This window comes from Psychrosphaera saromensis, from assembly GCF_002954545.1.
Classification (GTDB): Bacteria; Pseudomonadota; Gammaproteobacteria; order Enterobacterales; family Alteromonadaceae; genus Psychrosphaera; species Psychrosphaera saromensis.
This window is the reverse complement of record NZ_MSCH01000003.1, coordinates 303,155-329,627: the sequence shown is the minus strand read 5'-3', so window position 1 is coordinate 329,627 and position 26,473 is coordinate 303,155. Positions and strand designations below refer to the sequence as shown.

Below are 26,473 nucleotides of genomic sequence, written 5' to 3'. Positions count from 1 at the left end.
GGTGTTTGCTTACGTATACCGCAAAAAAAAATGCAAATCGTCAGCGAGCCATTAGTGTCATTAAAACAAGATGTCGACCATCCAATACTCAAAGTCAGTAATTTAAGCTGGAGTACTAGCAGCAATAAGATCTTATCTGATATTAGTTTCCAAGTTCCGTTGGGAAGTTTTACCGGAATGTTAGGCCCTAACGGTGCTGGAAAGTCGACATTATTACGTTGTTTATATCGTTATCTAACACCAGAAAGTGGTCAAGTTCTACTTAATGGACAAGATATAAGTTCCTTATCCAATTATGCATTTGCTCGAAAGGTTGCGGTTGTTTTACAACATACGCCTCAGCATTTTGACTTGTCGGTATTTGATGTCGTCGCGCTAGGGCTTATTCCGCACAAATCTATGTTTAGTAACAATAGCCAAGCAGACTTAAATTTAATAAAGACCGCTATTGCACAAGTTGGGTTAAGCGACAAAACAGGACGTGATTTTGAAACCTTATCTGGTGGTGAAAAACAAAGAGTGATGATCGCCAGAGCAATAGTTCAACGTCCTCAATTATTGTTGATGGATGAACCAACAAGTCATTTAGACGTAAAATATCAAATACAAATTATGGAATTGGCAAAGTCATTAGGCATAACGGTAATCGCGTCTTTTCATGATATTAATTTAGCCAGCGCACTTTGCGATCAACTGCTAATTTTAAAGCAAGGGCGTTTACACACTTCTGGCACACCAGAGAACGTAATAACAGAAACGACGCTGACCGATGTATTTGACGTATGCTCTATGGTTTCGGCGCATCCTCAACATCAATCCCCTCATGTTACTTATTTTTATGGCTATAACAGCGATAATGATAACAGCAGTGATCACGATACTAACAATATAGAACCAGCAGAACATACTAAGGACGATGAATAATGAAATCGTCATGGTTACTCAGTTTAGTATTATCCGTACTTGTTGTGAGCTTTATCAGCGCACTAACTATTGGCGCTGCAGATTTAACTTTTAATCAGGTGCTATTAAGTCTGTTCGGCAATGTCGATGAAGCAGGTACTGTTGCCCATAGTATTATTTGGCAACTCAGAATGCCCCGCAGTATTTTAGCTTTTGTCGCCGGTTGCGGTTTAGCGATGGCTGGCCTTATCTTGCAAACCATTACTCGTAATCCATTAGCCGACCCTTATCTATTTGGTATTTCATCTGGCGCTTCTTTTGGTGTCGTGATTGTAATGACACTTACAGGTGTAGGGTTTGGCTTTTATTTATCTTTTGCTGCTTTTCTTGGCAGCTTATTAGCAATTGGCTTGTTACTACTGATTGCTGGTTTTAACCGACACCAACAAGTTGAGTCTATGTTGTTAGCCGGTGTTGCCTTATCTTTCTTGTTTAGCTCTTTTACTAGCCTGATGCTGTATTGGAGCGATCCCCAAGCCGTCTCAGCGATTTTATTTTGGACGTTAGGCAGTTTCTCTCGTGCCCAGTGGGACTTACTCTGGCTTCCATGTTTAGTGGTTGTTAGTTGTTTAGGTTTAATGCTCGCCAAACAAAGGCAATTAAACGCGGTTTTATTAGGAGATGAAGGTGCGGTTACATTAGGCGTAAATGTAAATCGGTTACGAATCACTATGCTGTTACTGAGCTCTATTTTAACTGCAAGCATTGTCGCCCTATGTGGCGGAATTGGTTTTGTTGGTTTGATGATCCCGCACATTGTCAGATTTTTTATCGGTCAAGGAGGGCGGTTAAGTTTAATTATTACCGCATTGGTCGGTGGTGTCTTTATGTTATGGGTCGACATAGCGTCTCGTGTCATTTTGGATAATCAAGAATTACCCATTGGCATTATTACCGCAGCGGTAGGCAGCTTGTTCTTTTTAACCTTACTTTATGTTCGTAAACATGAGTCGGTTATTTAATTCTAAGGTTTATAAAAAATATGTTTAGTGTTTCTCCATTATCGGCTCAGTTTGAATCTGACATTCTTACAATTATTAATAGTAAAACGAAACCATTAGGTGCATTAGGTCAGTTGGAAGATTTAGCTAAACAGTTAGTTAACGTTAAAAGCCAATCTAATGGTGTCTTGGTAACCAATCCAACAATAAGCCATCCACATATGTTGGTTTTTGCTGGCGATCATGGCATTGCAGAGTACGGCGTTTCAATTGCACCAAGTGCAGTTACCGGTCAAATGGTGGCAAACTTTGCATCAGGAGGTGCGGCTATTAATGTATTTAGTCGTCAACTTGGTTGGCAGCTAGACGTTATTGATGCTGGGATCTTAACCGCAACTGACAATGACGCTATTTGCAATCAAAGACTGGGGGCTGGTACAAAAGCATTTCATTTAGAGTCAGCTATGTCGTTAGCCGATGTAAAGCTCGGTTTCTCATTAGCTAAAAAATTAGTTGAAGAGAAGCACAAAAATGGATGTGACTTAATTGCCTTTGGTGAAATGGGAATTGGTAATACAAGTTCAGCCTCAGCGATTATGAGCGCGGTTATGAATATCCCCGCGGTTGAAAGTGTTGGTAAAGGCACAGGTATAGACCAAGCGACATTTATTAAAAAACAGCAACTTATTCAGCAAGCGTTAGACTTTCATCAAGTACCTAGTAATCAAGCTCTTGAAATACTTGCCGCCTACGGTGGTTTTGAAATAGTACAAATATGTGGTGCTATGTTAGCGGCAGCTGAGTTAAATATTCCAATTGTAGTGGACGGCTTTATTTGTACCGCAGCAGCGATGATTGCTAAATTAATTCAACCAAATGTGCAAGATTACTTTATTTTTGCTCATTGCTCTGGAGAGCAAGGGCACGAGAAAATGTTGCAATGGTTTAATGCTAAACCTTTATTGCAGTTGGAGTTACGTTTAGGTGAAGGCACTGGAGCTGCGTTAACTTTACCGTTAATGCAATCGGCCTTGGCATTTTATAATGATATGGCGAGCTTTACCCAAGCCAATGTTGAAAACGTGGTGAGTGAAAAAGAATAATGGCGCAACTAAAGCTAAAATTACAACAGCAATTTTTGTTATTAAAACTAGCCATAGTGTTTTTAACAAGACTTCCTTTGCTTATTAAACAAGATGTTAATGACGATTTATTAAATAAAGCCACGGGTTACTTTGGGTTTGTTGGTCTGTTAGTCGGGAGTTTATGCGCAGGTGTGTTCTACCTGGTGACGTTATTTCTTCCATTACCTATTGCTGTCCTTATTAGTATGGTATTTGGTTTAATGCTCACAGGAGCATTCCACGAAGATGGGCTAGCAGATACGGCCGATGGTTTTGGTGGTGGATGGTCTGTGGTACAAAAGCTCACAATAATGAAAGACAGCCGACTTGGTACTTATGGCGCATCTGCTTTGTGCATGTCATTACTGCTTAAGTATCAGGGTCTATTAATGTTGGCTGAATTTAGTGCTACTACTGCCGTTATCTCATTGCTGTTTGCTCATGTGGTAAGTCGTGTGTTAGCGGTGAGTATTATTCCATCGCTAGATTATGTTCAGTTGGAAAATGAGTCTAAAACTAAACCTGTGGCTAAGTCATTAGCTGTCTCTAGTGTTGTACCGCTATTATTAAGTCTTATATTGGTGTCATTGGTTTTGGTTTCGTTTATCGATATTAACGTTTTTTATGGACTTGGTTTTTTCACTTTGGTTTGGCTGATACGTTTTTTATTCATCACCTTTACCAAAAAACAAATTGGTGGCTACACAGGAGATGTTTTAGGTGCGGCTCAACAAATTTTTGAATTGACGACTTACCTTTTTATATTTTCAATATTACCTTTTCAAGTATAGGAGTGGGTTAGATGAATCGTTTGGATGCTAATACCAATATAAGTACTGATAACGGAGCTATCATTCAATTTGTGTTAGGGGGCGCACGCTCAGGTAAAAGCCGTTTAGCCGAAGGTTTAGCTCAAGAGTCTGGGTTACAGGTTCATTACATTGCCACGGCAGAAAATAATGATGCTGAAATGGATGCCCGTATTACGCAACATCAATATGACCGACCTACACATTGGTTGTTAACCGAAGAACCATTAAATTTAGCTCAAGCAATAGAACACGCCATGAATACAGATACTTGTGTGCTGGTGGATTGTTTAACTTTATGGGTAAGCAATTGGCTATGTTCAAAACAAAGTGATCAGTGGCAAGCTCAAAAACAAAACTTGCTCGTGGTTTTACAAAAAGCAGCGGAAGCAAAATGCCAAGTGATCCTAGTAAGTAACGAAGTAGGCCATGGCATTGTGCCACTTGGTGAGTTATCTAGATCCTTTGTAGACGAGTCAGGATGGCTACATCAAGAAATTGCTAAAATCGCCCATAGAGTTGAGTTTGTCATGGCGGGATTGCCTTTGACGTTAAAGCAAATAGATATGACTAATTCAAGTGCCTGTAAATCAAGTGCAGTGCAATTAGGTGCAACGAAATAATGAAAGTGTTAATGGTGCAAGGCACTACGTCAGATGCGGGTAAAAGCACATTAGTTGCTGGATTATGCCGAGTATTTTCAGATTTAAAATATAAAGTCGCTCCATTTAAACCACAAAATATGGCATTAAACAGCGCCGTAACCGAAGATGGTGGCGAGATTGGTCGAGCACAAGCGCTTCAAGCAGTTGCCGCAAGAGTGCCAAGTCGAATTGATTTTAATCCAATACTGTTGAAACCAAATTCTGATACTGGTGCGCAAGTTATTGTGCACGGTAAAGCCATTTCAAATATGGAAGCGACGCGTTACCACGATTATAAAAAAGTCGCGATGGACGCTGTGTTAGTTTCACATCAACGTTTAGCCAAAGAGTTTGATATTTTGGTGGTTGAAGGTGCCGGTAGTCCAGCAGAAATTAACTTACGTGAAAACGATATTGCTAATATGGGATACGCCGAAAGAGTCGACTGCCCAGTTATTATTATTGCGGATATCGACAAAGGTGGTGTGTTTGCTCATTTAGTTGGTACCTTAGCGTTATTGTCGGAGTCGGAACAAAAGCGAGTGAAGGGCTTTGTGATCAATCGGTTTCGTGGAGACATTGCTTTACTGCAATCTGGTTTGGACTGGTTAGAACAAAAGACCAAGGTTCCTGTGTTAGGCGTTTTACCTTATTTACACGACTTAGCATTGGATGCAGAAGATGCCGTAAGTATTGCCAATGTGCAAACCCAAGTACAGCTCACTATTGTGGTGATCACTTTGCCTCATATTAGTAATCACACAGACTTTGATGCGTTACGTTTACATCCAAATGTGGATTTACAATACGTTAAAATTTTTGATGAATTACCAGCTTGTGACCTTATGATTTTACCCGGTAGTAAAAATGTAATTGGTGATTTAACTCATTTAAAACAAAATGGATGGTTGGCTAAAATCAATCGCCATTTACGTTATGGTGGTAAGTTGTTGGGCGTTTGTGGCGGCTTTCAGATGCTAGGTCAAACTATCAATGATCCACAAGGGATAGAATCTAATCAGTTGTCGATTGATGGTTTAGGCTTTGCTGAATTTTCTACCGAGTTAACCGAAAATAAGCAGTTAAAACAAATTCAAGGTCAGTCTTGTTTTTCAGCCGATGCGGCTAACTTTAAAGGTTATGAAATTCACTGTGGTGAAAGTTCAGGTGAGGCACTTAAAGTCCCTGCATTTAAAATAAAGACAAACAGTGATGTTAAGAGCTCTTATATAAAAAGCTCTGATATAAACAGCTCTGATATAAAAAATGACGGATTTATATCTGTAGATAACCAAATTATGGGGACTTATATTCATGGTTTGTTTGATAGCCCAGAAATGAACAAGGCTATTTTTGACTGGATAGATCCCAAGCATAATATTAACCAAGGTTTTGACTTGGATGCACACAGAGAACGTCAGTTAAACCAATTAGCAAATACGTTAACCACACATTTAGATATTGAAAAAATTAAACAAATTTTAGGAATAACAGCATGAGCGAAGATACAAAACCAACCAATTCTGAAGCAACAGACTCTCAATTATCAGACTCTCAACTATCAGAGAAAGAACAAAAACACGTAGCGCGCCAAAAGAAATTGAAAGCCGCAGTCGATGAGAGAATAGCAGCAGCGCAAACGGAACAAGGCGTATTCCAAGTTATTACAGGTAACGGCAAAGGTAAGTCTACCTCTGGCTTTGGCACGGTTGCTCGTTGTGTAGGGCATGGTAAAAAAGCGGCAGTTGTTCAGTTTATAAAGGGTGGATGGGAGTGTGGCGAGCGTAACTTATTAGAAAAAGTAGGCGTACCATTTACTCATATGGAAACTGGTTTTACTTGGGAAACTCAAAATCGTGAGTCTGACACTCAAGCAGCGCAAGCAACATGGCAGTTGGGTAAAAAGTACTTAGAAGACGAGTCTATCGACTTAGTTCTATTGGACGAACTTACTTACATGGTGAAATACGGTTATATCGAAGTAGAAGATATATTAACGGCGATAAAAAATAGACCACCTATGCAGTCAGTGATCATTACAGGACGTGCAGCGCATCGTGAGTTAACTGAACTTGCTGATACAGTAAGTGAAGTAAGAAATGTTAAACATGCGTTTGAAGCTGGCGTTAAAGCGCAAAAAGGCTTTGATTATTAATCTATTGTCATCTGTAGAAATCGAAATAGTATTGATATAAGTGAGTTCAGATATGTCCAAACGTTTAATAGTCTTATCCTGTGTTTTTGCTTTAGCCACTAAAGTTGCAGCCACTGAATTAGCGGTGAAAGTGGCAACCACTGCAGAGAAATCAGAGGCCGCGCCAGCACAGCGTATTATCGCTTTGTCACCGCATATTGTTGAATCTTTATTTGCTATTGGTGCAGGAGAGCAAATTGTCGGAACTGTGAATTATGCGGACTTTCCAAAATCAGCATTAGATATCCCACGCATTGGTGGGCATCATGGCATGCAAATCGAGAAAATATTACAAATGCGTCCAGACCTTGTTATTTCTTGGCGCAGTGGTAATAAAGTCGAAGATATAGAGAAACTAAAAAGTTTAGGTTTAAAAGTCATATACAGTGAAGCTAAAAATGTTGATGGCGTTGCCGATGAACTAAGACGTTTTGGTAAATTGACTGGGCATGAGGAAAAGGCAGAGCAACTAGCGCTAGAGTTTTCAGAAACATTATTAAAATTACGCCAAACCTATCAAGACAAGCCAGCTATTTCTGTGTTTTACCAATTATGGTCAGAGCCGTTAATGTCAGTCAATAAAAATACTTGGATACATCAGTTATTAGAAACTTGTGGGGCAACAAATGTATTTGCAGATAACAGCACAAACTACCCACATTTGAGTATTGAGAACGTCGTGGTAGCAAAACCTGACTTGATAATCATGCCGCAAGAAAATTCAAAAACACCGCAACCTAAAATTAACTGGCAACAATGGCAAATGATCCCCGCAGTAAAACATAATCAATTTGTAGAAATTGATGCGGACTTAGTTCACCGCTTTAGTAGCCGTATGTTGATTGGTTTAGAAGACATGTGTGGGAAAATAGATAAGTCTAGGCAAACAATAGCGAGTTATTAAATTACTAAGTCATCCAACTTTTAATCGGGAATAGAGAGTGGTTGATAGGACGCAATAGATTGTATGTTGGAATGATTTGTACCACCTAAAGGTTTAGGTTTAGATGGTACAAGAATACTAACTAGATTTTATCTAGCTTAAGCTTATTCTGCTTCTATATTAGAAAGCTCTGACAATTTACTCATTAAGCTATCAGCAAAGTCGAAGAAGTCGACCTGGTTTACTGGATAGTCTTGAGGCTTTTGTAATTCGTTAATTTGCTTACTAATTTCAGAGAATAAATCTCTTGGATGATCAAACAAGGTTTGCAGTGTTGCTAATGTATTTTTCAAATCATTAGTGAAGTCAGCCAAAGGCTTCAATTCATTAAATGCATTCGTATTGCTGATCGGAGTATCAGTTTGATATGCTTTATAAGCGGTAAAGTTTTGAATTTGCGTTAATGAAATCGAGAATTCACTAATTTCATCCGCGTCATACTCCATTTTTACCGCTTTATTAAATGCAGTTTCAAGATCGCCACTATAAAAGTCTTTGGCTAAATCATTCACATTATTCAATAAATCATTGATAGCTTTCAGTTCATCTTCGTCTAGGTCACCGTCAACAGAGAGTCTAAATTCGCTTTCTCTCATTTCACCGTAAGATTGATAAGCCATTTCAACTAAATTGCCATCTTGTGATGATGAACTAAAGCCTGACTCACTTTGTTGTGCCATCAAACTACTCGTGTATATTGTTACTTTGTCGCCATCAGCGGTAACTAAATCAAAACTAAATTCTTGCGCTTGAGCATAAGAGCTGCCTTGCAGGAAGTTTTGAGTGTTGGTTACTGAACGCGTTAATGATGTGTCATTAGAGGTTTCAGTGACAGGCTCTTTTACTGCATCTGTATTCTCAGGCGTCGTACCTAAATAGGTTTGCTTTAATTGCTCGATACCTTCTAAGAACTTGGACTTGGTTAATGAAATTTCACCCTCAAGTTCAGGATTCAACAAACTAAGCTGGCCTAATGTATCGTTTGCTTGTTCATAGCCAAGCTCAAACCCTTCCAAGCCTGCTTCAATGCGACTAGCTAACTCCTCTGGAGTTGCTCCATCTTGCATATCTTGTTGCAGTCTTTGCTCAATAAATTTTAAGACATTGTTGGCCGCTGTGTCGGCACGTTGATCTTGGCGATCTAGTTCAGCTTCGGCCATTTGTTTTTGCATTGGGCTTTGTTCACTGCCAATGCTTTGCCCCACACTCTGATGAGTTGAGCGATAAAAAAATGTGAAACTTTCTTTGTTACTTTGCGTTAATGACACGGACGATGATTCAACACGATTAAATGAAATTTGTTCATTCTTTTGTTGTAATGTATCTCGTTGTCTAGACGAGAACAGATCAAGGCCACGCGTTAAATCTGAATTTAACTGAATCATGACTTTCTACCTTTATATAACTACCCAGTTCTTTAGCGGCTGAATTGTATGTTTCTTGAGCGTTTTTTGTAAAGTAATTCAACTTACCATACTTTCATATAAGATACATAATAGCTAAGTATGATAAGTAATTGAATCTATTATAAACTTTAGATTTTGGCTGTTTACTTTTAAGAATAAGTACTATTATGAGCTTGGTTATTAAGCGAGTATAAACTTTAATTGTTATTTTTCTAAGTTTACAAATTTAATAGAGTTGTTTTGTTAGTGTCTGAATAGACATGGAGACCTACGATGAAGTATATGTATCTTGTGTTGTTATTAAGTTTTGGAGTAAGTGTTCCAGTGTCGGCAGAAAGTAAAGAATACCATTATGTATCACCAGAATTAGTTGAACGAGAGTCTACCTTTTCGGCATTTGTGTCTGAAACGTTATTACCGTTTTGGGATAATGAGGTTATAAAAGGTCACTTTGTTAATAAACAAAAACTCGATATTCATTATGCATATGTATTAGTTCCCGGCGCAGAAAAAGCCGTGGTATTTTCACCAGGTAGAGTGGAAGGTTATGCAAAATACCAAGAACTATTATACGACTTTACTCAGCAAGGCTATTCGGTATTTATTCTTGATCATCAAGGACAGGGCTTATCTAGCCGTCGTTTAGATAATAAATATAAAGGCTATGTTGAAAACTTTAACGATTACGTTGTCGACTTTCATCAGTTTATTGAAGAAGTTGTAAAATCTAAATACGATGGTGAGTTAGTGCTTGCTAGTCACTCTATGGGTGGCGCTATAGGTTTAAGATATATAGAGCAATATCCAAATCAATTTACCAAAGCGGTGTTCTCCTCGCCTATGTGGGGATTAAATTCGGGCGGGCTACCTCAATGGATTGCTAAAAGTATTTTTAGTGTTGTAAATTGGACAACCCAATTAACAATGGATCAAAGTCCTTATTTTTTTGGTGGAGAAGATTACAATCCTACACCGTTTGAAGAGAATCAGTTAACCAGTAGTAAAACGCGATATGATTATTTTAGATCGGTTTATGCGGCTACTCCAGAGCTACAATTGGGCAGTGTTACCTTTAGTTGGATTAAAGAATCTGTCGATGCAATCGATATAGCATTTGAACAACTAAACTTAGTAAAATTACCTGTAATGGTATTTCAGGCGAAAGACGATGAAGTTGTTGATAATATGGCGCAAAATGAATTTTGTACTGAATTAGCAAAATTAGGCAATCCTTGTGTGAACGATGCGCCAATTATTATTGATGATGCAAAGCACGAATTGTTTATTGCACCAGATAAACAACGCAGCGAAGTACTAGATAAAATATTTACCTTTTTATCCAGTAAGTAAATAGAAGACGTTATTGCTTACCTCAATAAATACATGGGGTTTGCAGTATGACGTAATGAAAATTAAGAGAGTGTATGTTAAATATAGTTTTATACGAGCCAGAGATCCCGCCAAATACAGGTAATATAGTTCGCTTATGTGCCAACACAGGTTTCAATTTACACTTAATTGAGCCGCTAGGTTTTGATTTAGATGAAAAAAAGGTTAGACGTGCAGGTTTAGATTATCATGAGTTTGCAAAAGTGAAACGTTATCCAAACTTTCAAGCGTATGTTGACAAACATCCAGAATCTAGACTGTTTAGCTGCACCACAAAAGGCTCAAATTTTCACTCTCAAGTTAAATATCAAGCCGGCGATAGTTTGGTCTTCGGGCCTGAAACTCGAGGCTTACCTGATGACGTGCTAAATAGCATGCCAAAAGAGAATTGGTTACGCATTCCTATGCAACCGGATAGTCGTAGCATGAACTTATCGAACGCTGTTGCGGTTTTCGTATTTGAGTCATGGCGACAATTAGACTTCGCTGGAGCATGTTAGTTATTGCTCACTTTACTTGGCAATCTCTCAAATAAATGATAGATACAGTTAGTCCTTTTTAAATTTAAAAATTGCAGTGAGACAAGAATGAAAATTTCAGTATTAAAATTGGCGTGTTGCCTACTTATTTCTACTTTAAGTTTTGGCGCAAGCAGTAAACAATATACTGATATTTTCACAGTTCAATTAGCTAGTGAACATGCATTAGAACAAAGTGTTAAATTTATCCAAGATGATAATAGTCAGATTTGGCTTTTGTCGGAACAAAGCATTAGTTTATTTCGCGATGGAAAATTTGTTTCATTTAGAACGTTTGACTTCAGCAACGATGTATTAAGCGGCAATATAATTGATGATTATTTGTACGTAGCTACAAGTACTCAGATATACCAGGTCTCTATACTTGATAGTGCGTTACCAATTACCTCAGTATGGCAAATCAAAGATCATGAGATTGTAGATTTAGTCAGTTACGAAAGTTCTTTGTTAATTCAAACCAATAAAAATGTATACCAATTAAATAAGCCTGAAGCTGACCAAAGCTCCCCAACCGTTAAACCGTTTTTTGAACTCCCTGCTAAATTTAAAGAGTTATTGGTTATCCCACAAGGGGTATTAATTTTAGAAGTTAATCAATTAGACTTATATTCCACGGAAGAAAAAACTTGGCTAACCGCTAATATTTCTAACAAGTTAAAACAAGTTGTCGAGTATCAAGGCAATTTGTTATACCTGACTCAAAAGGGCAATGTGCAAGTTGCCAATCCATTTAACTTTTATACAACTAAAGATGTGAGTAAAAAAAGACTCAACGAACTCAATGCTGTCACGGAACTCATCTCTTTTAATGGTGCTGTTTATGCTAAAAGACGTGATCAATTGTATTCAATACAATCAGAAAGCTATTCGTTGGCCTTACCTAAAAAAATAAATGATTTGTTCTTTGATGACAATAACAACTTATGGGTAGTCGATTCATTCGGCGTTCAAGTTATTTGGAATCAACCATTTAACGCTGATATATTTAAACCTTCTAAGGCCAACTCTACTCAATATACCTTTGATTTAATCAGTATTAGTGGCACTTATGCTTTAAAAGGGAATCGTTTATACCAGCAAAAAATGGTGAACGAGACATTAGTTTGGCAATACAAAGTTAACTTTCCTCATATTAAAAATGTAACTCAGCTTATAGAAACCAATCGTCATATTTGGTTTGTTAGTCCAAAACAGATCTGGAGTTATGAAAAACAAACTTTGTTGTTATCTTTAGAACTGCCTATTTCAAATCATGACTTAGTACTTCCTCATACGGACAATAATTTATTAATTGTTCAGTCAGGTCAGGTTGTCTCTATCTCTGCCGTAGGTAAACAAACTCAAATTCAATCCAAAGAATTATGCGGCACAACATGCTTGCCTGATTATAAAGTAAGTGAGTACTTGTTAGATGGACGAACCGTATGGCTAGCGACAAATCGAGGATTACATCAATTAGACTTAGCCACTTTAAAATTCACATCCACACGTTTGGATTTATTAAATACCCAAGCGCCAGTTATCAAAGTATTAAAGGCAACAAAGCAGAAAATTTGGGTGGTTTATCCTAATAAAGTAGCTCAAATGGATAAAAAATCGTTAACTTCTATGTTGTATTTTACTCCTAATAATAAAATTTTAGATGCACTAACCAGCAGCGATAAACAAATTGAGCTGTTAAGCCAAAAAGGTTGGATGCGATTAACCACAGAACAAGAGTTAACGTCAGATAAACCTAATCGTTTTTGGATGCAGAAGTACACCAATAGAACGAATACCTTAGCGTTAAATACGGTGGCGGATAACGTAGAGTTATCGGATAGTGAGCAGGAACTCAAGCTGTTATTTAATTTAACTAAGCAGCATCCATCAGAGAATGTATTTGTTCGCTTTAAGTACACAGATGATAGTAAGTGGTCAAATATAGATACGTTAAATCAACTACTTACGTTAAAGAACTTACGACAAGGCCGTAATCAACTAGAAGTACAAGCGCGCCTAGAAGGTCAAGATTGGGAACCAACCCAGATATTTAGCTATGTATTACCGTACAGCGCATTACAAACAAAGTGGTTGATCGTTTATGGCGTTATTTTTCTATTAATTGCCCTAGCTGTGTTTTTATATGCCCGTTTTAGTGGTGTAAAAGTTGCGTTTAATGCGGTGAAACAACAAGCGTTTATTACGTCATTGTTAGAGTCGACCAAAGATGGTGTTTGGGTTGCCAATAAAGACCGCGAAATAAAAAGCGTTAATGGCGCATTTAAAGAAATTACCGGTTATGAGCTTAAAGATATAGCGGGTAAAAGTTTCCCGTTAATGACGGAGCAAGGGCGTAACCATGAAGTTGAAACTCTAATATGGCAAGAAGTAACTAAATCTGGTTTTTGGTCTGGTGAGGTTTGGAGTAGACAGAAAAATGGAACGCCAGTTTCTTTCGACTTATCCGTTACACGAGTTGAGACTGAAAACAAACTGTCGTCGAAAACCGATGTAACCTTTGTAGGCGTTTTTTCAGATGTCACTATACGTAAGAAAAGCGAACAAGACTTACGTCATTTAGCTACTCGAGATTCAATAACGCAATTGCCAAATAGAACCTTATTTATTGAATACGTAAACAATGCAATTAACACATCAAGTCCGTTAAATCCGCATTTTGCTGTTGTGTTTATAGACTTAGATAACTTTAGAAAAGTGAATGAAAGCTTAAGCCATTTACAAGGCGATGCACTAATTAAACAAGTTGGTGAACGCTTAAGTAATAGTTTAGATAAAGGTGTTGCTTTAGCTCGACTTGGCGGTGATGAGTTTGCTCTATTGATCCCCAACGTATTATTAAGTAGTGAGCCACGCTCTTATATTAAACGTGTTGCTGAGAGTCTAAAAACGGCATTGCAAACCCCATTTTTACTCGGCGCAACAGAAGTAAATATTACTGCGAGCTTAGGTGTTTCAATTTCCCCTGAAAATGGCAAAACAGCAGAAGTGTTAATGCGTTGTGCTGATACGGCATTAAGTATGGTCAAACGCAGTGGTAAAAATAATTGCCATATTTACCGCCAAACCGTTGATGCAGCCGGTACTGAATTATTGTCATTAGAAAGTGAACTGATAGGTGCATTAGATAACGACCAATTTGTTGTCTATTATCAACCTAAATATAAATTGAAAGAGAAACAAGTCTCAGGATTTGAAGCCTTAATTCGCTGGAATAATCCAACTCGTGGTTTAGTGGCGCCAGATCAATTTATCAGATTAGCAGAAGAAAATGGCTTGATCCGTAAGTTAGATACTTGGGTATTTAAACAGGTATGCCAACAGATTAAAGTATGGCAAAAACAAGAGTTATCCTTTGGTAAGGTGGCCGTTAATGTGTCGGCATTAAACTTCCAGCAAATTGATTTCTGTCAAAACTTAAAAGACATTGTATTAGAAGAAAATATCTCAGCCGAATATCTAGAGTTAGAAATAACAGAAACCGCTATGATGACAGACCTGACTAGAGGCTTAGAGAATTTACAAGACTTACGAAGCGCAGGCTTTACCATCGCCCTGGATGACTTTGGCACTAGCCACAGTTCGTTAAGTTACATTAAGCAATTCCCAATTGATCGACTGAAAATCGACCGTAGCTTTATCATGGACATTGAAACGTCAGAGCAAGATAAAAATATTACCAGTGTTTTGGTGCAATTAGCAGAGCACTTAAATATTTCGGTGATTGGCGAGGGTGTAGAAACGGCCGAGCAAGTTAATATCTTATTGGGAATGGGGTGTAATGAAATCCAAGGGTATATTATTAGCCAAGCTATGATGCCTGATGATGTAAACGCGTTTTTGGAAGTCGGGGTTAATCAACTTCCCGACTTTGAATAAATGACTAAATAAGAGCTGCATAAAGAACTGATTAAACGATAAGTTCAAATGAAAACCTTGCGCCTTTGTTACCGCTATAACAATAGCCATGATTTAACATTTTAAATTATGGCTATTTGTATTAAATCATCTCGAATAATTGGGCACTCACTTGCCCTGCAATTTTTTCTTTTTTAAGACTAAACAGCTCAGAAAAATCAGAGTCCATTAATTGATAACCACTACTCAATTCTTGCTCTAAATAGATTAAGCTACCGGACACAATAAGGTGATTATCTAGTAAAGCTTGCATGCATGTTTGCACCATATCTTTATGAAATGGTGGGTCGATAAACACTAAATCAAATGGTGTGTTAAAGGTTTTTATTGCGGTAAAAAAGTCAGCTTGAATAACATTTAGTTGATCACCTGCTTTTAATAACTGCGCATTGGCTTTTAATTGATTGGCAGCCACTTTGTTTTTTTCAACACAAATTACTGAATTTGCACCACGAGAAGCAGCTTCAAAACCAAGCGAGCCTGCACCTGCAAAGCAATCTAAAACATTTGCTTGGCGCACATCCATCATTAACCAATTAAAAACAGTCTCTTTTAATCTGTCAGTGGTTGGTCTCAATCCTTCCTTGTCTTGCACTTTTAGTTTTCGCCCGCGCCATTGACCACCGATTATACGTATCTCACCCAACTGGGAACTCGACTTGTTGGTTGATTTACTTTTGCTTTGAGACTTAGATGATAATTTCACAATAACGCCCTTTATAACGGCTAGGTTTAACATATTTACTAAATAACAGATAAATTACGGTTAGATAGGATCTTAACTTGCTCGATATATTTGATCGTTCAACGGTTAATTAATCACGAAAATTAGGTTAACATACGGCCAATATCAATTTGCGTATTATCCCGTGCAATTTACGTCTTTTAAAGGTTTATTTCATGTCAAAGAAGTCAGGTTTATTTTCGTGGTTAAAAAAAGATAAATCAGAAAGTGCTCCCACTACTGAATCTGAGAATTTAATTTCACAAGAGTCGGAAGTTAGTACATCAGAACTAGCATCATCAAATGTCTTGTTAGATGAGGCTGATGAAATAACCTCGCCTACAGAAACAGAAACAGAAACAGAAACAGAAACAGAAACAGAAACAGAAACAGAAACAGAAACAGAAACAGAAACAGAAACAGAAACACCTGAAACGGCAGACGCTGAAAAAGCTAGTTTTTTTAAACGCCTAAAAAATGGATTATCAAGAACTCGCCAACAAATAGGAGGCGGCTTTATTTCTTTGTTTAAAGACAAAGAAATTGATGACGATTTATATGAAGAACTTGAAACCCAGTTATTAATGGCCGACGTTGGCATGGATACAACGGTGAAGTTAATTGATAGATTAACTGAACATGCGGACAGAAAAGACCTAAAAAATGCAGATGCACTTTACGGACTGCTAAAGTCTGAAATGAGTGACATTCTGAAAAAGTCAGATCAACCTTTAGTAGCAAAAGCAGATGACGGACCTTTTGTTATCTTAATGGTTGGCGTTAATGGGGTTGGTAAAACAACAACCATTGGTAAGATGGCCAAGCAATTTCAACAGCAAGGTAAAACCGTCATGTTAGCCGCTGGTGATACGTTCAGAGCGGCAGCTGTTGAACAATTACAGGTATGGGGCGAGCGTAACCAAGTTCCAGTTATCGCCCAACATACTGGTGCTGACAGCGCATCGGTTATTTTTGATGCTTACCAAGCGGCAAAAGCCAGAAAAGTCGATGTATTAATAGCTGACACCGCAGGGCGTTTACAAAATAAAGATAACTTAATGCAAGAGCTAGAAAAGATAGTTCGTGTTCTTAAAAAGTTTGACCCTGCGGTACCACACGAGATTATGCTAACGATTGATGCCACCACGGGTCAAAATGCCATTAGCCAAACTAAGATTTTCAATCAAGCTGTGGGCTTGACTGGGTTGTCGATAACTAAGTTAGATGGCACAGCCAAAGGTGGCGTTATATTCGCACTTGCGGAACAGTTTGGTATTCCTATTCGCTATATTGGCGTGGGCGAAGGCGTTGAAGATTTACGGGTATTTGAGCATGGAGCATTTATCGATGCTTTGTTTTCTGAATAACCACTAAGTACCAGTAATATCAGGTGAAGATATAAAAACATCGTAAGATTATTCCATGCAAAAGCCAGAAATTTAACATCTGGCTTTTCTCTATTAGCTGCATGAGTTAATCTATCAAAATAACATCAATACCATTTTTAATTTGGAACGCGTTAATGATCAAGTTTGAGCAGGTAAGTAAAACTTATCCTGGTGGCTTTCGGGCTCTAGAGAGAGTCTCGTTTCACCTAGAAAAAGGTGAGATGGCTTTTTTAACAGGGCATTCAGGCGCAGGGAAAAGTACACTATTAAAATTGATCAGCATGATAGAAAGACCTTCTATCGGTAATGTATTCATCAATGGTAAAAATCTAAATCAAATATCTGCCAAGCAAGTACCTTTTGCGCGTCGAGATATAGGCATGATCTTTCAAAGCCATCGTTTGCTTCAAGAGCACAGTGTATTTGATAACGTTGCTTTGCCTTTGGTTATAGAAGGGACTTACACTCAAGGTGAAATAACCAAACGAGTACATGCTGCACTAGATAAAGTTGGGCTGTTGAGTAAAGTCAGGTTACTGCCTAAATACCTTTCTGGTGGAGAACAACAACGAGTTGGTATTGCTAGAGCGGTTGTCAACAAACCACCTTTGTTATTAGCGGATGAGCCAACGGGCAACTTGGATCCTGAGTTATCAAAAGAGATCATTAACGTATTTCAGCAATTTAATGATGTGGGTGTATCGGTATTAATCGCGACCCATGATTTAGGCCTAATCGCTAGAATGAAAAACCGTAGTTTGACCTTAAAAGACGGTCGTATGATAAATGATGGTTTGGCTGTTGATGATGAAAAATCATCTACAGGTGGTATGTTTCTATGAGTATTCTATTTTCTAAAGACTCATCAGGCGCTAATGCAAAATCAGTCAATCCTTTACAAAAATTCATCTATTTTTGGATCCATAATTTACGTCAAATTATTACTAGTATTGGTGAGATTTGGCGCACACCACTTGCATCCGCAATGACGATAGGTGTAATGGGGTTAAGTTTAACGTTACCTGCTACCTTGCATATTATTGTTAAAAACGTGCAGTCGATAAATCTAGAGTGGGATAGCGCTTCAGAGATAAGTTTATTTTTAAACGATGGTTTATCTGAGCAACAAATCTCAAGTGCAATACGTCGGCTTCGTAGTTACGATGAAATTGACGAATTAAGATATATCAGTAAAGACGATGCGGTTACCGAATTTAAGTCTTTGTCAGGATTTGGCGAAGCGCTAGATTATTTAGAGTCTAATCCTTTACCCGCATCCTTTATCGTCACTCCGACCAAATATCATAAGCAAGCTGATCCGGCGAAAGCCTTATTAGCTAAGTTAGAAAAAGAGCGGGAAATCGACTTTGGTAAATTAGATATTGACTGGCTGGCCCGATTAAATGCAATTGTCAGTATGCTAGAAGAAGCGGTTATCACAGTGGCTTTGTTATTAATGATTTCAGTGGTGCTTATTATAGGTAATACTATTCGACTCTCCATTATTTCTCGTAAAGAAGAAATAGAGGTGATGAAATTGGTTGGCGCAACAGAAAGCTTTATTCAACGCCCGTTTGTTTATACAGGTATTTGGTATGGTTTAATGGGCGGTCTTGTCGCCTTTTTAATTGTTACCTTTGTCATTTGGTGGATGCAGTCCGCTATTGGTGAAATATCTGGTTTATATATGGCTGACTTTCATATTGAGGGCTTAACATTTAGTGAGTTTGGAGCTTTAATGTTAATAGCTTCTGGCTTAGGCTTCATTGGTGCATTTTGGTCTGTGCATCGTCATATTAAAGAAATAGAGCCTGACTTAGATTAATAAGCACAACCCCATAGTTATATCCGCTGTGTTGTAACTATGGGCTAATTTTACTTTTTATTTGTTATTCATTTTGTAGTTCATCCAAAAATCTTAGCTTCATTCTCTGCCTTTCACATCTGTTACAAAACTCTCATTTTATACATTAAATTAATCGGCTTGATTAATGCCTCTTTTACTTAACGTATATATTTAAAATGTTATTTAATATATTGATTTTACAAGTAAATATATTTTGAACTAATGGCAGTGTAACTAGTCTGACCTTGCAGTTCCTATTGCACATGAACCATGTGTAATTGTATTCAAATAAGTAAACAAACTAAGCCAATTAACAGATAGAACTAAAAGATCTATAAAGCTTTAAAATAAAATTAGCACTCTAGCTTTGAGAGTGCTAATATCATCTCAACTTATTAAAAGGAGTGATTGATCATGTCGAAATTAAGTCAATCTATGAATTTATCGGTAACACCTCATAGCGGTAGCATTGAAGCTTACGTGTCTTCTGTTACCAGCATCAGTATGTTAACTGCAGATCAAGAGCGCGAACTCGCTTTTGACTTATATGAAAATGAAAATTTAGCCGCAGCAAAGCAATTAATTATGTCGCATTTGCGTTTTGTTGTGCACATTGCAAGAAGTTATTCTGGTTATGGTTTACCTCAAGCGGATTTAATCCAGGAAGGGAACATTGGCCTAATGAAAGCGGTAAAACGTTTTAACCCTGAAGTAGGTGTACGTTTAGTATCATTTGCGGTTCATTGGATTAAAGCTGAGATACATGAATTTGTACTTAAAAACTGGCGCATAGTAAAAGTTGCTACAACTAAAGCACAACGTAAATTGTTCTTTAACTTACGTAAATCTAAAAAACGTTTAGGTTGGTTTAGTAATGATGAAGTTGCAACGGTTGCTGAGACTTTAGGGGTTTCCAAAAAAGAAGTGTTGGAAATGGAATCTCGGATGAGTAATTACGACATGGCTTTTGACATGAGTAATGACGACGATGATTCGGAAACGCCTGCGTATTCACCTTCGTTATACTTAGAACGTGATAATTCAGATGTTGCAGAAAATGTTGCGAACAAAGAGTGGGAAGAGCATACAAATAAACGTTTGTTCTCTGCTATCAAAACATTAGATGAACGTAGCCAAGATATTTTGCACAGCCGTTGGTTAAATGACAATAATAAATCAACATTGCAAGAACTTGCAGATAAGTACAGTGTTTCGGCTGAACGAGTTCGTCAATTAGAAAAAAATGCAATGAAGAAAATTCAAGGTTTGTTAGCTGCTTAAGCAATAACGTCCTTTTTAAAAACCAGTCAATTGACTGGTTTTTTTATGCCCCAAATATATTCCATCAAGTAGATATTGACTCTGACACTTGAGTCGGTCGGTTAAATAAATCGTTATTGAACAACAGGATTATGTTTCCTGTGCTAAAATTACGTAGCGATTAACAGTAAATAAAAATAAGAATAAAAAATGATTGGGTTTGTAAAAAAAATGGTTTCCTCTTTAGATTTGGAAACTGGAGAAGTTGAATATAAGTTACCTATCGGCGATGAACTACTGCCTTTAAATGCCTTAATAGGCAAACCTCTTACTTTAACGCACACTGGCAATATCAGTTGCTTAAACTGCCATAAAAAAACCAAGAAAAGTTTCTCACAAGGATTTTGCTTTCCATGCATGAGAAAGCTAGCCTCTTGCGATATGTGCATCATGAAGCCTGAGACATGTCACCATGCGGAAGGAACCTGCAGAGAGCCACAATGGGGCGAAGAAAACTGCATGATTGAGCATTACGTTTACCTGGCTAACACATCGGGTTTAAAAGTGGGGATCACTCGTCATACTCAAGTGCCTACTCGTTGGATAGATCAAGGTGCGACACAAGCGTTACCTATTATAAAAGTAAAAACTAGATATCAATCTGGTTTAGTTGAAACGGCTTTAGCTGAGTTTATTGCTGATAAAACCAATTGGCGCGCCATGTTAAAAGGTGGCAATGAGTCGATTGATTTAAAAGCCAAAGCTCAAGAGCTCATTCCTCAAATTACGGAACGTTTATCAGAGATTAAGCTTAAATTTGGTGAAGACAGTATTGAAATTCTTGATGAAGATGTAGTGAATATCGAATTTCCAGTATTAAAGTATCCAGTTAAAATTAGCTCATATAACTTTGATAAAGAAGTGGGTGTGTCGGGTGTTTTGAAAGGAATTAAAGGTCAGTACTTAATATTTGATACCGGCGTTATCAATATTCGAAAATTCACATCTTATGAGATCTCTGCGGAATATTAAGTATGAATCAAAAAAAACTAATCTATTCAATTTTTCTAATATTTATATTGTCATTAACGTTATTTTATTTTTACTCTATTGCAATAAATAAACCTTTAAAAACTAACTTGGATAGTGAAACGTCAACACTTGCTCTAGTTAATTTAGATGGTGAGAAATTAAATGAAGCTTATTTAGAAGAAAAGAAGGTAATAATCTCTCAGAATACTCCTAAGCCTATATCTAATACTAATAAAAAACGTAACTCTGATCATGAGCAAGAACTTCTTCAGCAAGAAAAAATATATCCAACAAATCAACAAATTATTGAATTCCAAAAAGAGTTTGATAGAAAGAATGATGAAGCATATGGATACTTTATGAAAATACGAGACTTTGCAGAGGCTTTTGAAAGTGATGAATATGATTCAGAGTGGTCAAGTAGAATGATTAATGATATTAACGACACTATTTTATTTGATATTGAAAATGGGAGTAATCGGTTCTCTGCTATCGCGGTTGATGAATTAGAATGCCGCGGAACATTATGTAAAATCGATTTTCAAAATGTATCTGATGATTTAGCTGATTGGGAGACTCAAAAAAGAGAACTTCGTAATGCGTTAATGAGGCTTGGAAGTACTAATAATGAAGGCACTCGAGCAATTAAAACACATTGGCTTGATAATGGGAAAATTCGTTATTACATAAGTAAGGGAATAAATGATTAGGATATATGTTGAAGCTCAATGTATTAAATTACTAATAAGTTATCACAAAGATTAATTAACTACTTGTTTGCTATCTGGTGCTATGAAGTTATTATTAATGGTGAGTTCTGTTGGCAATAGCCTTGATAATGGCACTAGTTCTATTCCCATGCTTGATAGCAAAGGTAAGTTATCTCGTAAAAACTCATAAGTTTCTGGGTATGGATGGGCAATGGCAATCGCAGAGCCGTATTCTTGAGCTATGCTAATCAAGCGTTTAAATTGAATATCCATAACATTGGGCTTTTTAACATTATCTAAAAAAATATTCCGATGAAGTGCATTAACCCCGTACTGATCTGCAATAGATTCAACCTTACTGTAAACCGTAGTTTTACTGTCTAAAAAGAACATGTTGTGTTGTTGTAACAGCTCCATAGTCCATCGCATTGGCTTATCTAGTCGTGTTAACAAACTCCCCATATGATTATTTATTCCAATGGCGTAGGGAATATCTTCAATTGCGGCAATTAACGTTTGTTGATACTGGCGCTTAGACATGTCTTCGGTAAGAGCGCCTGGGCCAAGTAGGATGTTTTTGGTGGTCGCTTGCATTGGTAAATGGATTAAAATATCACGTTGTAGTTCAGCTGCTTTTTTAGAAAATATAAAGCTGTAAGGCGTGTGCGGTAAAATAGCGTAGGTTAAATGTTCGTTTAAATTAAGAAGTTTTTCATCACTCAATTGATTACCAATATCATCAATCACAATTGCAATTTTTGCTGCGTGGGCAAAACCTACAGATAAGATATAAAGTAATACTAATGTGATTGATTTTATTATGCGCAAAATTGTCTTAATTTTTAATTCTTATTATTGGGTTAAATAATTTAGTGAAGCCTTGTGGGCAATATAACCAGACAAGAGGCAGTTGCTAATTGCCTTACACTAAAGCTCAGGATAGCTGAGTCGCCTGTTAACGACACCAACGAGCAGGGTTAACGGTTTTACCTTTGTAACGTATCTCAAAGTATAAACCTGGGTCGGACTGCCCACCGCTTTGTCCTACCAATGCAATCGGTTCATTTGGTTCTACATAATCGCCTGCAGACTTTAACAAGGCTTGGTTATGACCATATAAGCTCATATAACCTTTGCCGTGGTCTATTACGGTTACCCAGCCAAAACCTCTCAACCAGTCAGCGTATAAAACAATGCCTTCTGCGACACTATTTACTCTATTACCTAATGACGCTGAAATCATAACGCCTTTCCATTTAAGAGCGCCATTTCGTCTTTGTCCAAACCGGCTTATTATTTTACCTTTTGTAGGCCAACCCAATTTTTTCTTTAATTTATAAAGGCCAACTAAATTTGCTGGGTCAACAGCAATTACATTTTGAGCCGCATCAATCGCGTTGGTTAATTGTTGTTGATTGGCATGTAATTGTTTTAACTTATCCTGATTAGACTTTATATTTTTATTGAGATTGCGTAGCGCTGTTTTTCTTTCTTTTTGAGAAATTGCTAACTGTTGCTTTTCATTGTTTTGGTGTTTTTTCAGCGCTAAAAGATCAATTTGACGATTGGCTAATTCTTTGTCAATTTCGTCGAGCCGAGTTAGTACTCGTTGAATATCTTCTAATTGTTTAACTCGAGCTTCATTAACTGATTTGTAATAAGTAATTAATCGCTCTAGTTGAGCAGGGTCATCTTGATTAAGCAGTAATTTGGTGTAGTCGTGCTTGCCACTTAAATAGGCATTTTTGACCATAGATGCTAATAACGTCTGTTGAACTTTCTTTTCTTTGTTAAGTTTACTTTGTTCTTTTTTTAACTTAGCAATTTTATCCTTTAAATCGCGTAACGAGTTAGTGGTTTGAGTTAGTTGAATAGCAATTTCAGCCACTTTTAATTCAGCCGCTTTAAAGGAATCTTCAATACTCGACTTTTGGTCGATACGCTTATTTAGCGCGTCTCGTTGCTGTTGAATACTAATTTGGACTTGTTCTAGTTTTTTATTGTTTGTACTGATGTCTTTTTCTGAATTTTTGCTTGGGCTTGCTAAAACAGAGGCGCAAAAAAACAAAGCGGCTGTTATTAAAATAACAGCCGACTTAATACACAATTTATTCATAATTAGTAAAAAATGATTCACAATATTCCTGATGTTAAAAACGTCCCTGTCTATCTAATCAGATTAATCAGCTGACATCAATCAACTAACATTAAAGGTTTACCTGTCATCTCTGCAGGGATTTCCATACCAATTAAATTAAGTATGGTAGGGGCTACATCACTTAACTTACCGTTTTCAACTACTTTGGCATCACGGCCAACATAAATGAAAGGAACGGGTTCGCTGGTGTGAGCCGTATGTGCTTGACCTGTTTCAGCATTTGCCATTTTTTCTGCATTACCGTGGTCAGCGGTTATTAAACATTCGCCGCCTACACTTTCTAACGCGTTTACTATGCGTCCAATACAATGATCAACTGCTTCACATGCTTTAACCGCAGCATCAAATACGCCAGTGTGACCAACCATGTCACCATTTGGATAGTTAACAACGATAAAGTCATATTCTTTTGATTTGATTGCAGCTACTAACTTATCGGTTAACATTTCTGAGTTCATTTCAGGTTGTAAATCGTAAGTTGCCACTTGAGGTGATGGAATTAGCTCGCGCTTTTCACCAACAAATAATTCTTCACGGCCACCAGAGAAGAAGAAAGTAACATGAGCATACTTTTCTGTTTCTGAGATACGTAGTTGAGTTTTGTTATGTTTCTCTAACCATTCACCAAGTACATTTGTTAATGGTGTTGGCGGGAATGCCGCAGTGGTTTTGATGTCAGCTGCATATTGAGTCAACATCACAAAATCAGTAAGTTTAGGCGTCATTCTACGTTCAAAACCGTCGAAGTCATTATCAACAAAGCTGCGAGTTAATTCGCGGGCTCTATCGGCTCTAAAGTTCATGAAGATAACGGCATCACCATCTTGCATTGGAACTGGCTTACCAATAACGGTTGGTTTTACAAATTCGTCATTTTCTTCACGGTCATAAGCATTTTGCAAACCGTCTAGGGCTGAAATTGAAGTGAATTCACCTTTTGCAGATGTTAATAAGTCGTAAGCTAATTGCACTCTATCCCAACGGTTATCTCTATCCATTGCATAATAACGACCAATTAATGAAGCAATTTTACCTTTACCTGTTTCGGCAAAGTGTTGCTCGAACTTCTCTAACGCATCATGAGCACTGCGCGGTGGAGTGTCGCGTCCATCTAAAAAGGCATGTACATAAACTTTATTACAGCCTTGTTGTTCGGCCATTTTCACCATAGCTAGGATATGTTCGTCGTGACTATGTACGCCACCTGGTGACATTAAACCCATTATATGAACGGCTTTGTCATTTGAAACTGCAGCATCAACCGCATTAACTAGAGCTGGGTTAGTATTAAATGTGCCATCTTCAATCGCCTTGGTAATACGAGTAAAGTCTTGATAAACGATACGCCCGGCACCTAAATTTACATGACCAACTTCAGAATTACCCATTTGTCCATCCGGTAAACCAACATCTAAGCCGCTACCAGAAATTAGCGTACTCGGTTTGGTATTCCAAAGGTTATCTAAATTAGGAGTGTTTGCTGCTGCAATCGCGTTGTTTTCTATTGCAGTGCTGTGACCCCAACCATCCATAATAACTAAAACAAAAGGCTTTTTATCTGTCATGAAATTTCCCGGCTTTTTTTGAGTGAATGCATTTCTTGTATGAAATGATTCTAACCTGTTTTAACTTGAGTGTTTAACAATTTTTAATATCATCTTATAAGCTTTTGGTATCTTAACGTTAAGCAGGTATAATCCCGCCACTTTAAGAAATTCTGAAAACATTTCAGACAATAATAATTAGGTAGTTAATCTATGGAACAGTTTGTTGAGTTTATTGGCAATCATTATATGTTAGGAGCTGCGTGGGCTCTGTTGTTTTTAATGTTGGTAATGAGTTGGTTATCTGGTGCTACATCTTCAGTTAAGATGGTATCCAGCCACGACTTAACCATGTTGGTGAATCGTTCAAACGGTCAAGTTGTTGATACCCGTGCGATTGCTGATTTTAATAAAGGTCGTATTACAGACTCTATTCATTTACCAATGGATAAAATCACTAGTGGTCAATTTGGTGCGCTTGAAAATAAAAAGGCTGACCCCATAGTAATTGTTTGTAACACTGGTATGACGGCCAAAGGAGCAGCTAAGCAAATGAGCAAAGCTGGTTTTGAACAGGTTTCTGTACTGCAAGGTGGCATTCAAAGTTGGATAAGCGCAAGCTTACCTGTAGTTAAAAAATAAATAAAAATAAGACTCTTAGATATGGCACATATAGATATTTATACCAAAGGATATTGTCCTTTTTGCAGTAGAGCACTTGCTTTGTTAAATGCAAAACAAGTTGAGTTTACTGAAATAAAAATAGATCAACACCCAGAACTAAGAGACCCAATGATAGCTAGAACAAAAGGACCGTCAACGGTTCCTCAAATTTTCATTGGCGATCATTACGTGGGCGGTTGTGATGATTTAATGGCTTTAGAACGTGCGAATAAATTAGACGCGTTGTTATCAAAATAAATAAAATTCAGGAATAAAAT

24 protein-coding genes are annotated in these 26,473 nt (G+C 37.4%); 19 read left to right on the top strand and 5 right to left on the bottom strand.

Translation table 11 applies throughout. The annotated features are described in order from the left end of the window. Positions 1-30: 30 nt before the first annotated feature. Genes BTO11_RS01470 through BTO11_RS01435 form a run of 8 tightly spaced genes read left to right on the top strand, consistent with a single transcriptional unit; the run spans position 31 to position 7,579 of the window. Positions 31-924, top strand: coding sequence for an ABC transporter ATP-binding protein (locus BTO11_RS01470; protein WP_105050918.1), 894 nt, complete (start codon positions 31-33; stop codon positions 922-924). After that, on the top strand, positions 924-1,925 hold the full coding sequence (locus tag BTO11_RS01465; protein ID WP_105050917.1) for a FecCD family ABC transporter permease: 1,002 nt from the start codon (positions 924-926) through the stop codon (positions 1,923-1,925). The genes BTO11_RS01470 and BTO11_RS01465 overlap by 1 nt, the downstream gene beginning before the upstream one ends. A 20-nt stretch (positions 1,926-1,945) precedes the next feature. Next, positions 1,946-3,007: a nicotinate-nucleotide--dimethylbenzimidazole phosphoribosyltransferase gene (gene cobT / locus BTO11_RS01460; protein WP_105050916.1), complete on the top strand. Its 1,062-nt coding sequence runs from the start codon at positions 1,946-1,948 to the stop codon at positions 3,005-3,007. Further along, positions 3,007-3,819 carry an adenosylcobinamide-GDP ribazoletransferase gene (locus tag BTO11_RS01455; protein WP_105050915.1) on the top strand — a complete coding sequence of 271 codons (813 nt, stop codon included), beginning with the start codon at positions 3,007-3,009 and terminating at the stop codon, positions 3,817-3,819. The genes cobT and BTO11_RS01455 overlap by 1 nt, the downstream gene beginning before the upstream one ends. 11 nt (positions 3,820-3,830) lie before the next feature. Further along, positions 3,831-4,460, top strand: coding sequence for a bifunctional adenosylcobinamide kinase/adenosylcobinamide-phosphate guanylyltransferase (gene cobU / locus BTO11_RS01450; RefSeq protein ID WP_105050914.1), 630 nt, complete (start codon positions 3,831-3,833; stop codon positions 4,458-4,460). Further along, complete coding sequence (locus tag BTO11_RS01445) at positions 4,460-5,980, top strand: cobyric acid synthase (protein ID WP_105050913.1); 1,521 nt, start codon at positions 4,460-4,462, stop codon at positions 5,978-5,980. Before cobU ends, BTO11_RS01445 begins: the two co-directional genes overlap by 1 nt. Continuing rightward, positions 5,977-6,636 carry a cob(I)yrinic acid a,c-diamide adenosyltransferase gene (gene cobO / locus BTO11_RS01440; RefSeq protein ID WP_105050912.1) on the top strand — a complete coding sequence of 220 codons (660 nt, stop codon included), beginning with the start codon at positions 5,977-5,979 and terminating at the stop codon, positions 6,634-6,636. The genes BTO11_RS01445 and cobO overlap by 4 nt, the downstream gene beginning before the upstream one ends. 52 nt (positions 6,637-6,688) lie before the next feature. After that, a complete protein-coding gene (locus tag BTO11_RS01435; protein ID WP_105050911.1) occupies positions 6,689-7,579 on the top strand; it encodes a cobalamin-binding protein in 891 nt (296 codons plus the stop codon). A 143-nt stretch (positions 7,580-7,722) separates the two neighbouring features. Here BTO11_RS01435 and BTO11_RS01430 read toward each other — a convergent pair whose 3' ends face one another. Next, positions 7,723-9,003 (bottom strand): DUF5610 domain-containing protein, encoded by a 1,281-nt coding sequence (locus BTO11_RS01430; protein ID WP_105050910.1) that lies wholly within the window; start codon positions 9,001-9,003, stop codon positions 7,723-7,725. A gap of 294 nt (positions 9,004-9,297) precedes the next feature. Here BTO11_RS01430 and BTO11_RS01425 point away from each other — a divergent pair, with 294 nt between their 5' ends. From BTO11_RS01425 to BTO11_RS01415, 3 genes are all read left to right on the top strand, one after another. Next, on the top strand, positions 9,298-10,374 hold the full coding sequence (locus tag BTO11_RS01425; RefSeq protein ID WP_105050909.1) for an alpha/beta fold hydrolase: 1,077 nt from the start codon (positions 9,298-9,300) through the stop codon (positions 10,372-10,374). Between the two features lie 74 nt (positions 10,375-10,448). Next, on the top strand, positions 10,449-10,913 hold the full coding sequence (trmL, locus tag BTO11_RS01420) for a tRNA (uridine(34)/cytosine(34)/5-carboxymethylaminomethyluridine(34)-2'-O)-methyltransferase TrmL (protein WP_105050908.1): 465 nt from the start codon (positions 10,449-10,451) through the stop codon (positions 10,911-10,913). A gap of 87 nt (positions 10,914-11,000) precedes the next feature. Next, entirely contained in the window at positions 11,001-14,831 is a 3,831-nt protein-coding gene (locus BTO11_RS01415) for a putative bifunctional diguanylate cyclase/phosphodiesterase (RefSeq protein ID WP_105050907.1), read from the top strand. Between the two features lie 121 nt (positions 14,832-14,952). On the opposite strand, the gene rsmD is transcribed toward BTO11_RS01415, so the two are convergent. Continuing rightward, entirely contained in the window at positions 14,953-15,576 is a 624-nt protein-coding gene (gene rsmD, locus BTO11_RS01410; protein WP_229793381.1) for a 16S rRNA (guanine(966)-N(2))-methyltransferase RsmD, read from the bottom strand. A 194-nt stretch (positions 15,577-15,770) separates the two neighbouring features. On the opposite strand from rsmD, the gene ftsY reads away from it, so the two are divergent. The 6 genes from ftsY to BTO11_RS01380 all read left to right on the top strand — a co-directional run bounded on the left by ftsY (position 15,771) and on the right by BTO11_RS01380 (position 21,830). Further along, on the top strand, positions 15,771-16,961 hold the full coding sequence (gene ftsY, locus BTO11_RS01405) for a signal recognition particle-docking protein FtsY (protein ID WP_105050905.1): 1,191 nt from the start codon (positions 15,771-15,773) through the stop codon (positions 16,959-16,961). Between the two features lie 155 nt (positions 16,962-17,116). Beyond that, a complete protein-coding gene (ftsE, locus tag BTO11_RS01400; RefSeq protein WP_105050904.1) occupies positions 17,117-17,824 on the top strand; it encodes a cell division ATP-binding protein FtsE in 708 nt (235 codons plus the stop codon). Next, positions 17,821-18,807 carry a permease-like cell division protein FtsX gene (ftsX, locus tag BTO11_RS01395; RefSeq protein WP_181135813.1) on the top strand — a complete coding sequence of 329 codons (987 nt, stop codon included), beginning with the start codon at positions 17,821-17,823 and terminating at the stop codon, positions 18,805-18,807. Before ftsE ends, ftsX begins: the two co-directional genes overlap by 4 nt. A 435-nt stretch (positions 18,808-19,242) precedes the next feature. Further along, positions 19,243-20,109, top strand: coding sequence for an RNA polymerase sigma factor RpoH (gene rpoH / locus BTO11_RS01390; RefSeq protein WP_105050903.1), 867 nt, complete (start codon positions 19,243-19,245; stop codon positions 20,107-20,109). Between the two features lie 189 nt (positions 20,110-20,298). Then, complete coding sequence (locus BTO11_RS01385) at positions 20,299-21,120, top strand: DUF2797 domain-containing protein (RefSeq protein WP_105050902.1); 822 nt, start codon at positions 20,299-20,301, stop codon at positions 21,118-21,120. A 2-nt stretch (positions 21,121-21,122) separates the two neighbouring features. Then, entirely contained in the window at positions 21,123-21,830 is a 708-nt protein-coding gene (locus BTO11_RS01380; protein ID WP_105050901.1) for a hypothetical protein, read from the top strand. 51 nt (positions 21,831-21,881) lie between these two features. Here the strand turns inward: BTO11_RS01380 and BTO11_RS01375 are convergent, their stop codons facing one another. From BTO11_RS01375 to gpmM, 3 genes are all read right to left on the bottom strand, one after another. Next, a complete protein-coding gene (locus BTO11_RS01375) occupies positions 21,882-22,658 on the bottom strand; it encodes a divergent polysaccharide deacetylase family protein (RefSeq protein WP_105050900.1) in 777 nt (258 codons plus the stop codon). A gap of 127 nt (positions 22,659-22,785) precedes the next feature. Beyond that, on the bottom strand, positions 22,786-23,967 hold the full coding sequence (locus BTO11_RS01370) for a murein hydrolase activator EnvC family protein (protein ID WP_146105447.1): 1,182 nt from the start codon (positions 23,965-23,967) through the stop codon (positions 22,786-22,788). Between the two features lie 56 nt (positions 23,968-24,023). Beyond that, entirely contained in the window at positions 24,024-25,553 is a 1,530-nt protein-coding gene (gene gpmM, locus BTO11_RS01365; protein WP_105050898.1) for a 2,3-bisphosphoglycerate-independent phosphoglycerate mutase, read from the bottom strand. A gap of 192 nt (positions 25,554-25,745) precedes the next feature. On the opposite strand from gpmM, the gene BTO11_RS01360 reads away from it, so the two are divergent. Both BTO11_RS01360 and grxC read left to right on the top strand, forming a co-directional pair. Then, the gene (locus tag BTO11_RS01360) at positions 25,746-26,174 is read left to right on the top strand and encodes a rhodanese-like domain-containing protein (protein ID WP_105050897.1); all 429 of its coding nucleotides are present in this window, start codon (positions 25,746-25,748) and stop codon (positions 26,172-26,174) included. A gap of 21 nt (positions 26,175-26,195) precedes the next feature. Beyond that, positions 26,196-26,453, top strand: a complete 258-nt coding sequence (grxC, locus tag BTO11_RS01355; protein WP_105050896.1) for a glutaredoxin 3 — start codon at positions 26,196-26,198, stop codon at positions 26,451-26,453. The last annotated feature ends 20 nt before the right edge of the window (positions 26,454-26,473 follow it).

Excerpts from the sequence above, each read along its gene's own strand:
- BTO11_RS01430 (WP_105050910.1), bottom strand. The coding sequence starts at position 9,003 with ATGATTCAGTTAAATTCAGATTTAACGCGTGGCCTTGATCTGTTCTCG.
- BTO11_RS01470 (WP_105050918.1), top strand. The coding sequence starts at position 31 with ATGCAAATCGTCAGCGAGCCATTAGTGTCATTAAAACAAGATGTCGAC.
- rpoH (WP_105050903.1), top strand. The coding sequence starts at position 19,243 with ATGTCGAAATTAAGTCAATCTATGAATTTATCGGTAACACCTCATAGC.
- BTO11_RS01360 (WP_105050897.1), top strand. The coding sequence starts at position 25,746 with ATGGAACAGTTTGTTGAGTTTATTGGCAATCATTATATGTTAGGAGCT.
- ftsY (WP_105050905.1), top strand. The coding sequence starts at position 15,771 with ATGTCAAAGAAGTCAGGTTTATTTTCGTGGTTAAAAAAAGATAAATCA.
- grxC (WP_105050896.1), top strand. The coding sequence starts at position 26,196 with ATGGCACATATAGATATTTATACCAAAGGATATTGTCCTTTTTGCAGT.
- BTO11_RS01380 (WP_105050901.1), top strand. The coding sequence starts at position 21,123 with ATGAATCAAAAAAAACTAATCTATTCAATTTTTCTAATATTTATATTG.
- BTO11_RS01445 (WP_105050913.1), top strand. The coding sequence starts at position 4,460 with ATGAAAGTGTTAATGGTGCAAGGCACTACGTCAGATGCGGGTAAAAGC.
- cobU (WP_105050914.1), top strand. The coding sequence starts at position 3,831 with ATGAATCGTTTGGATGCTAATACCAATATAAGTACTGATAACGGAGCT.
- BTO11_RS01465 (WP_105050917.1), top strand. The coding sequence starts at position 924 with ATGAAATCGTCATGGTTACTCAGTTTAGTATTATCCGTACTTGTTGTG.
- BTO11_RS01435 (WP_105050911.1), top strand. The coding sequence starts at position 6,689 with ATGTCCAAACGTTTAATAGTCTTATCCTGTGTTTTTGCTTTAGCCACT.
- cobO (WP_105050912.1), top strand. The coding sequence starts at position 5,977 with ATGAGCGAAGATACAAAACCAACCAATTCTGAAGCAACAGACTCTCAA.
- gpmM (WP_105050898.1), bottom strand. The coding sequence starts at position 25,553 with ATGACAGATAAAAAGCCTTTTGTTTTAGTTATTATGGATGGTTGGGGT.
- trmL (WP_105050908.1), top strand. The coding sequence starts at position 10,449 with ATGTTAAATATAGTTTTATACGAGCCAGAGATCCCGCCAAATACAGGT.
- BTO11_RS01385 (WP_105050902.1), top strand. The coding sequence starts at position 20,299 with ATGATTGGGTTTGTAAAAAAAATGGTTTCCTCTTTAGATTTGGAAACT.
- BTO11_RS01425 (WP_105050909.1), top strand. The coding sequence starts at position 9,298 with ATGAAGTATATGTATCTTGTGTTGTTATTAAGTTTTGGAGTAAGTGTT.
- ftsX (WP_181135813.1), top strand. The coding sequence starts at position 17,821 with ATGAGTATTCTATTTTCTAAAGACTCATCAGGCGCTAATGCAAAATCA.
- BTO11_RS01415 (WP_105050907.1), top strand. The coding sequence starts at position 11,001 with ATGAAAATTTCAGTATTAAAATTGGCGTGTTGCCTACTTATTTCTACT.
- cobT (WP_105050916.1), top strand. The coding sequence starts at position 1,946 with ATGTTTAGTGTTTCTCCATTATCGGCTCAGTTTGAATCTGACATTCTT.
- BTO11_RS01455 (WP_105050915.1), top strand. The coding sequence starts at position 3,007 with ATGGCGCAACTAAAGCTAAAATTACAACAGCAATTTTTGTTATTAAAA.
- ftsE (WP_105050904.1), top strand. The coding sequence starts at position 17,117 with ATGATCAAGTTTGAGCAGGTAAGTAAAACTTATCCTGGTGGCTTTCGG.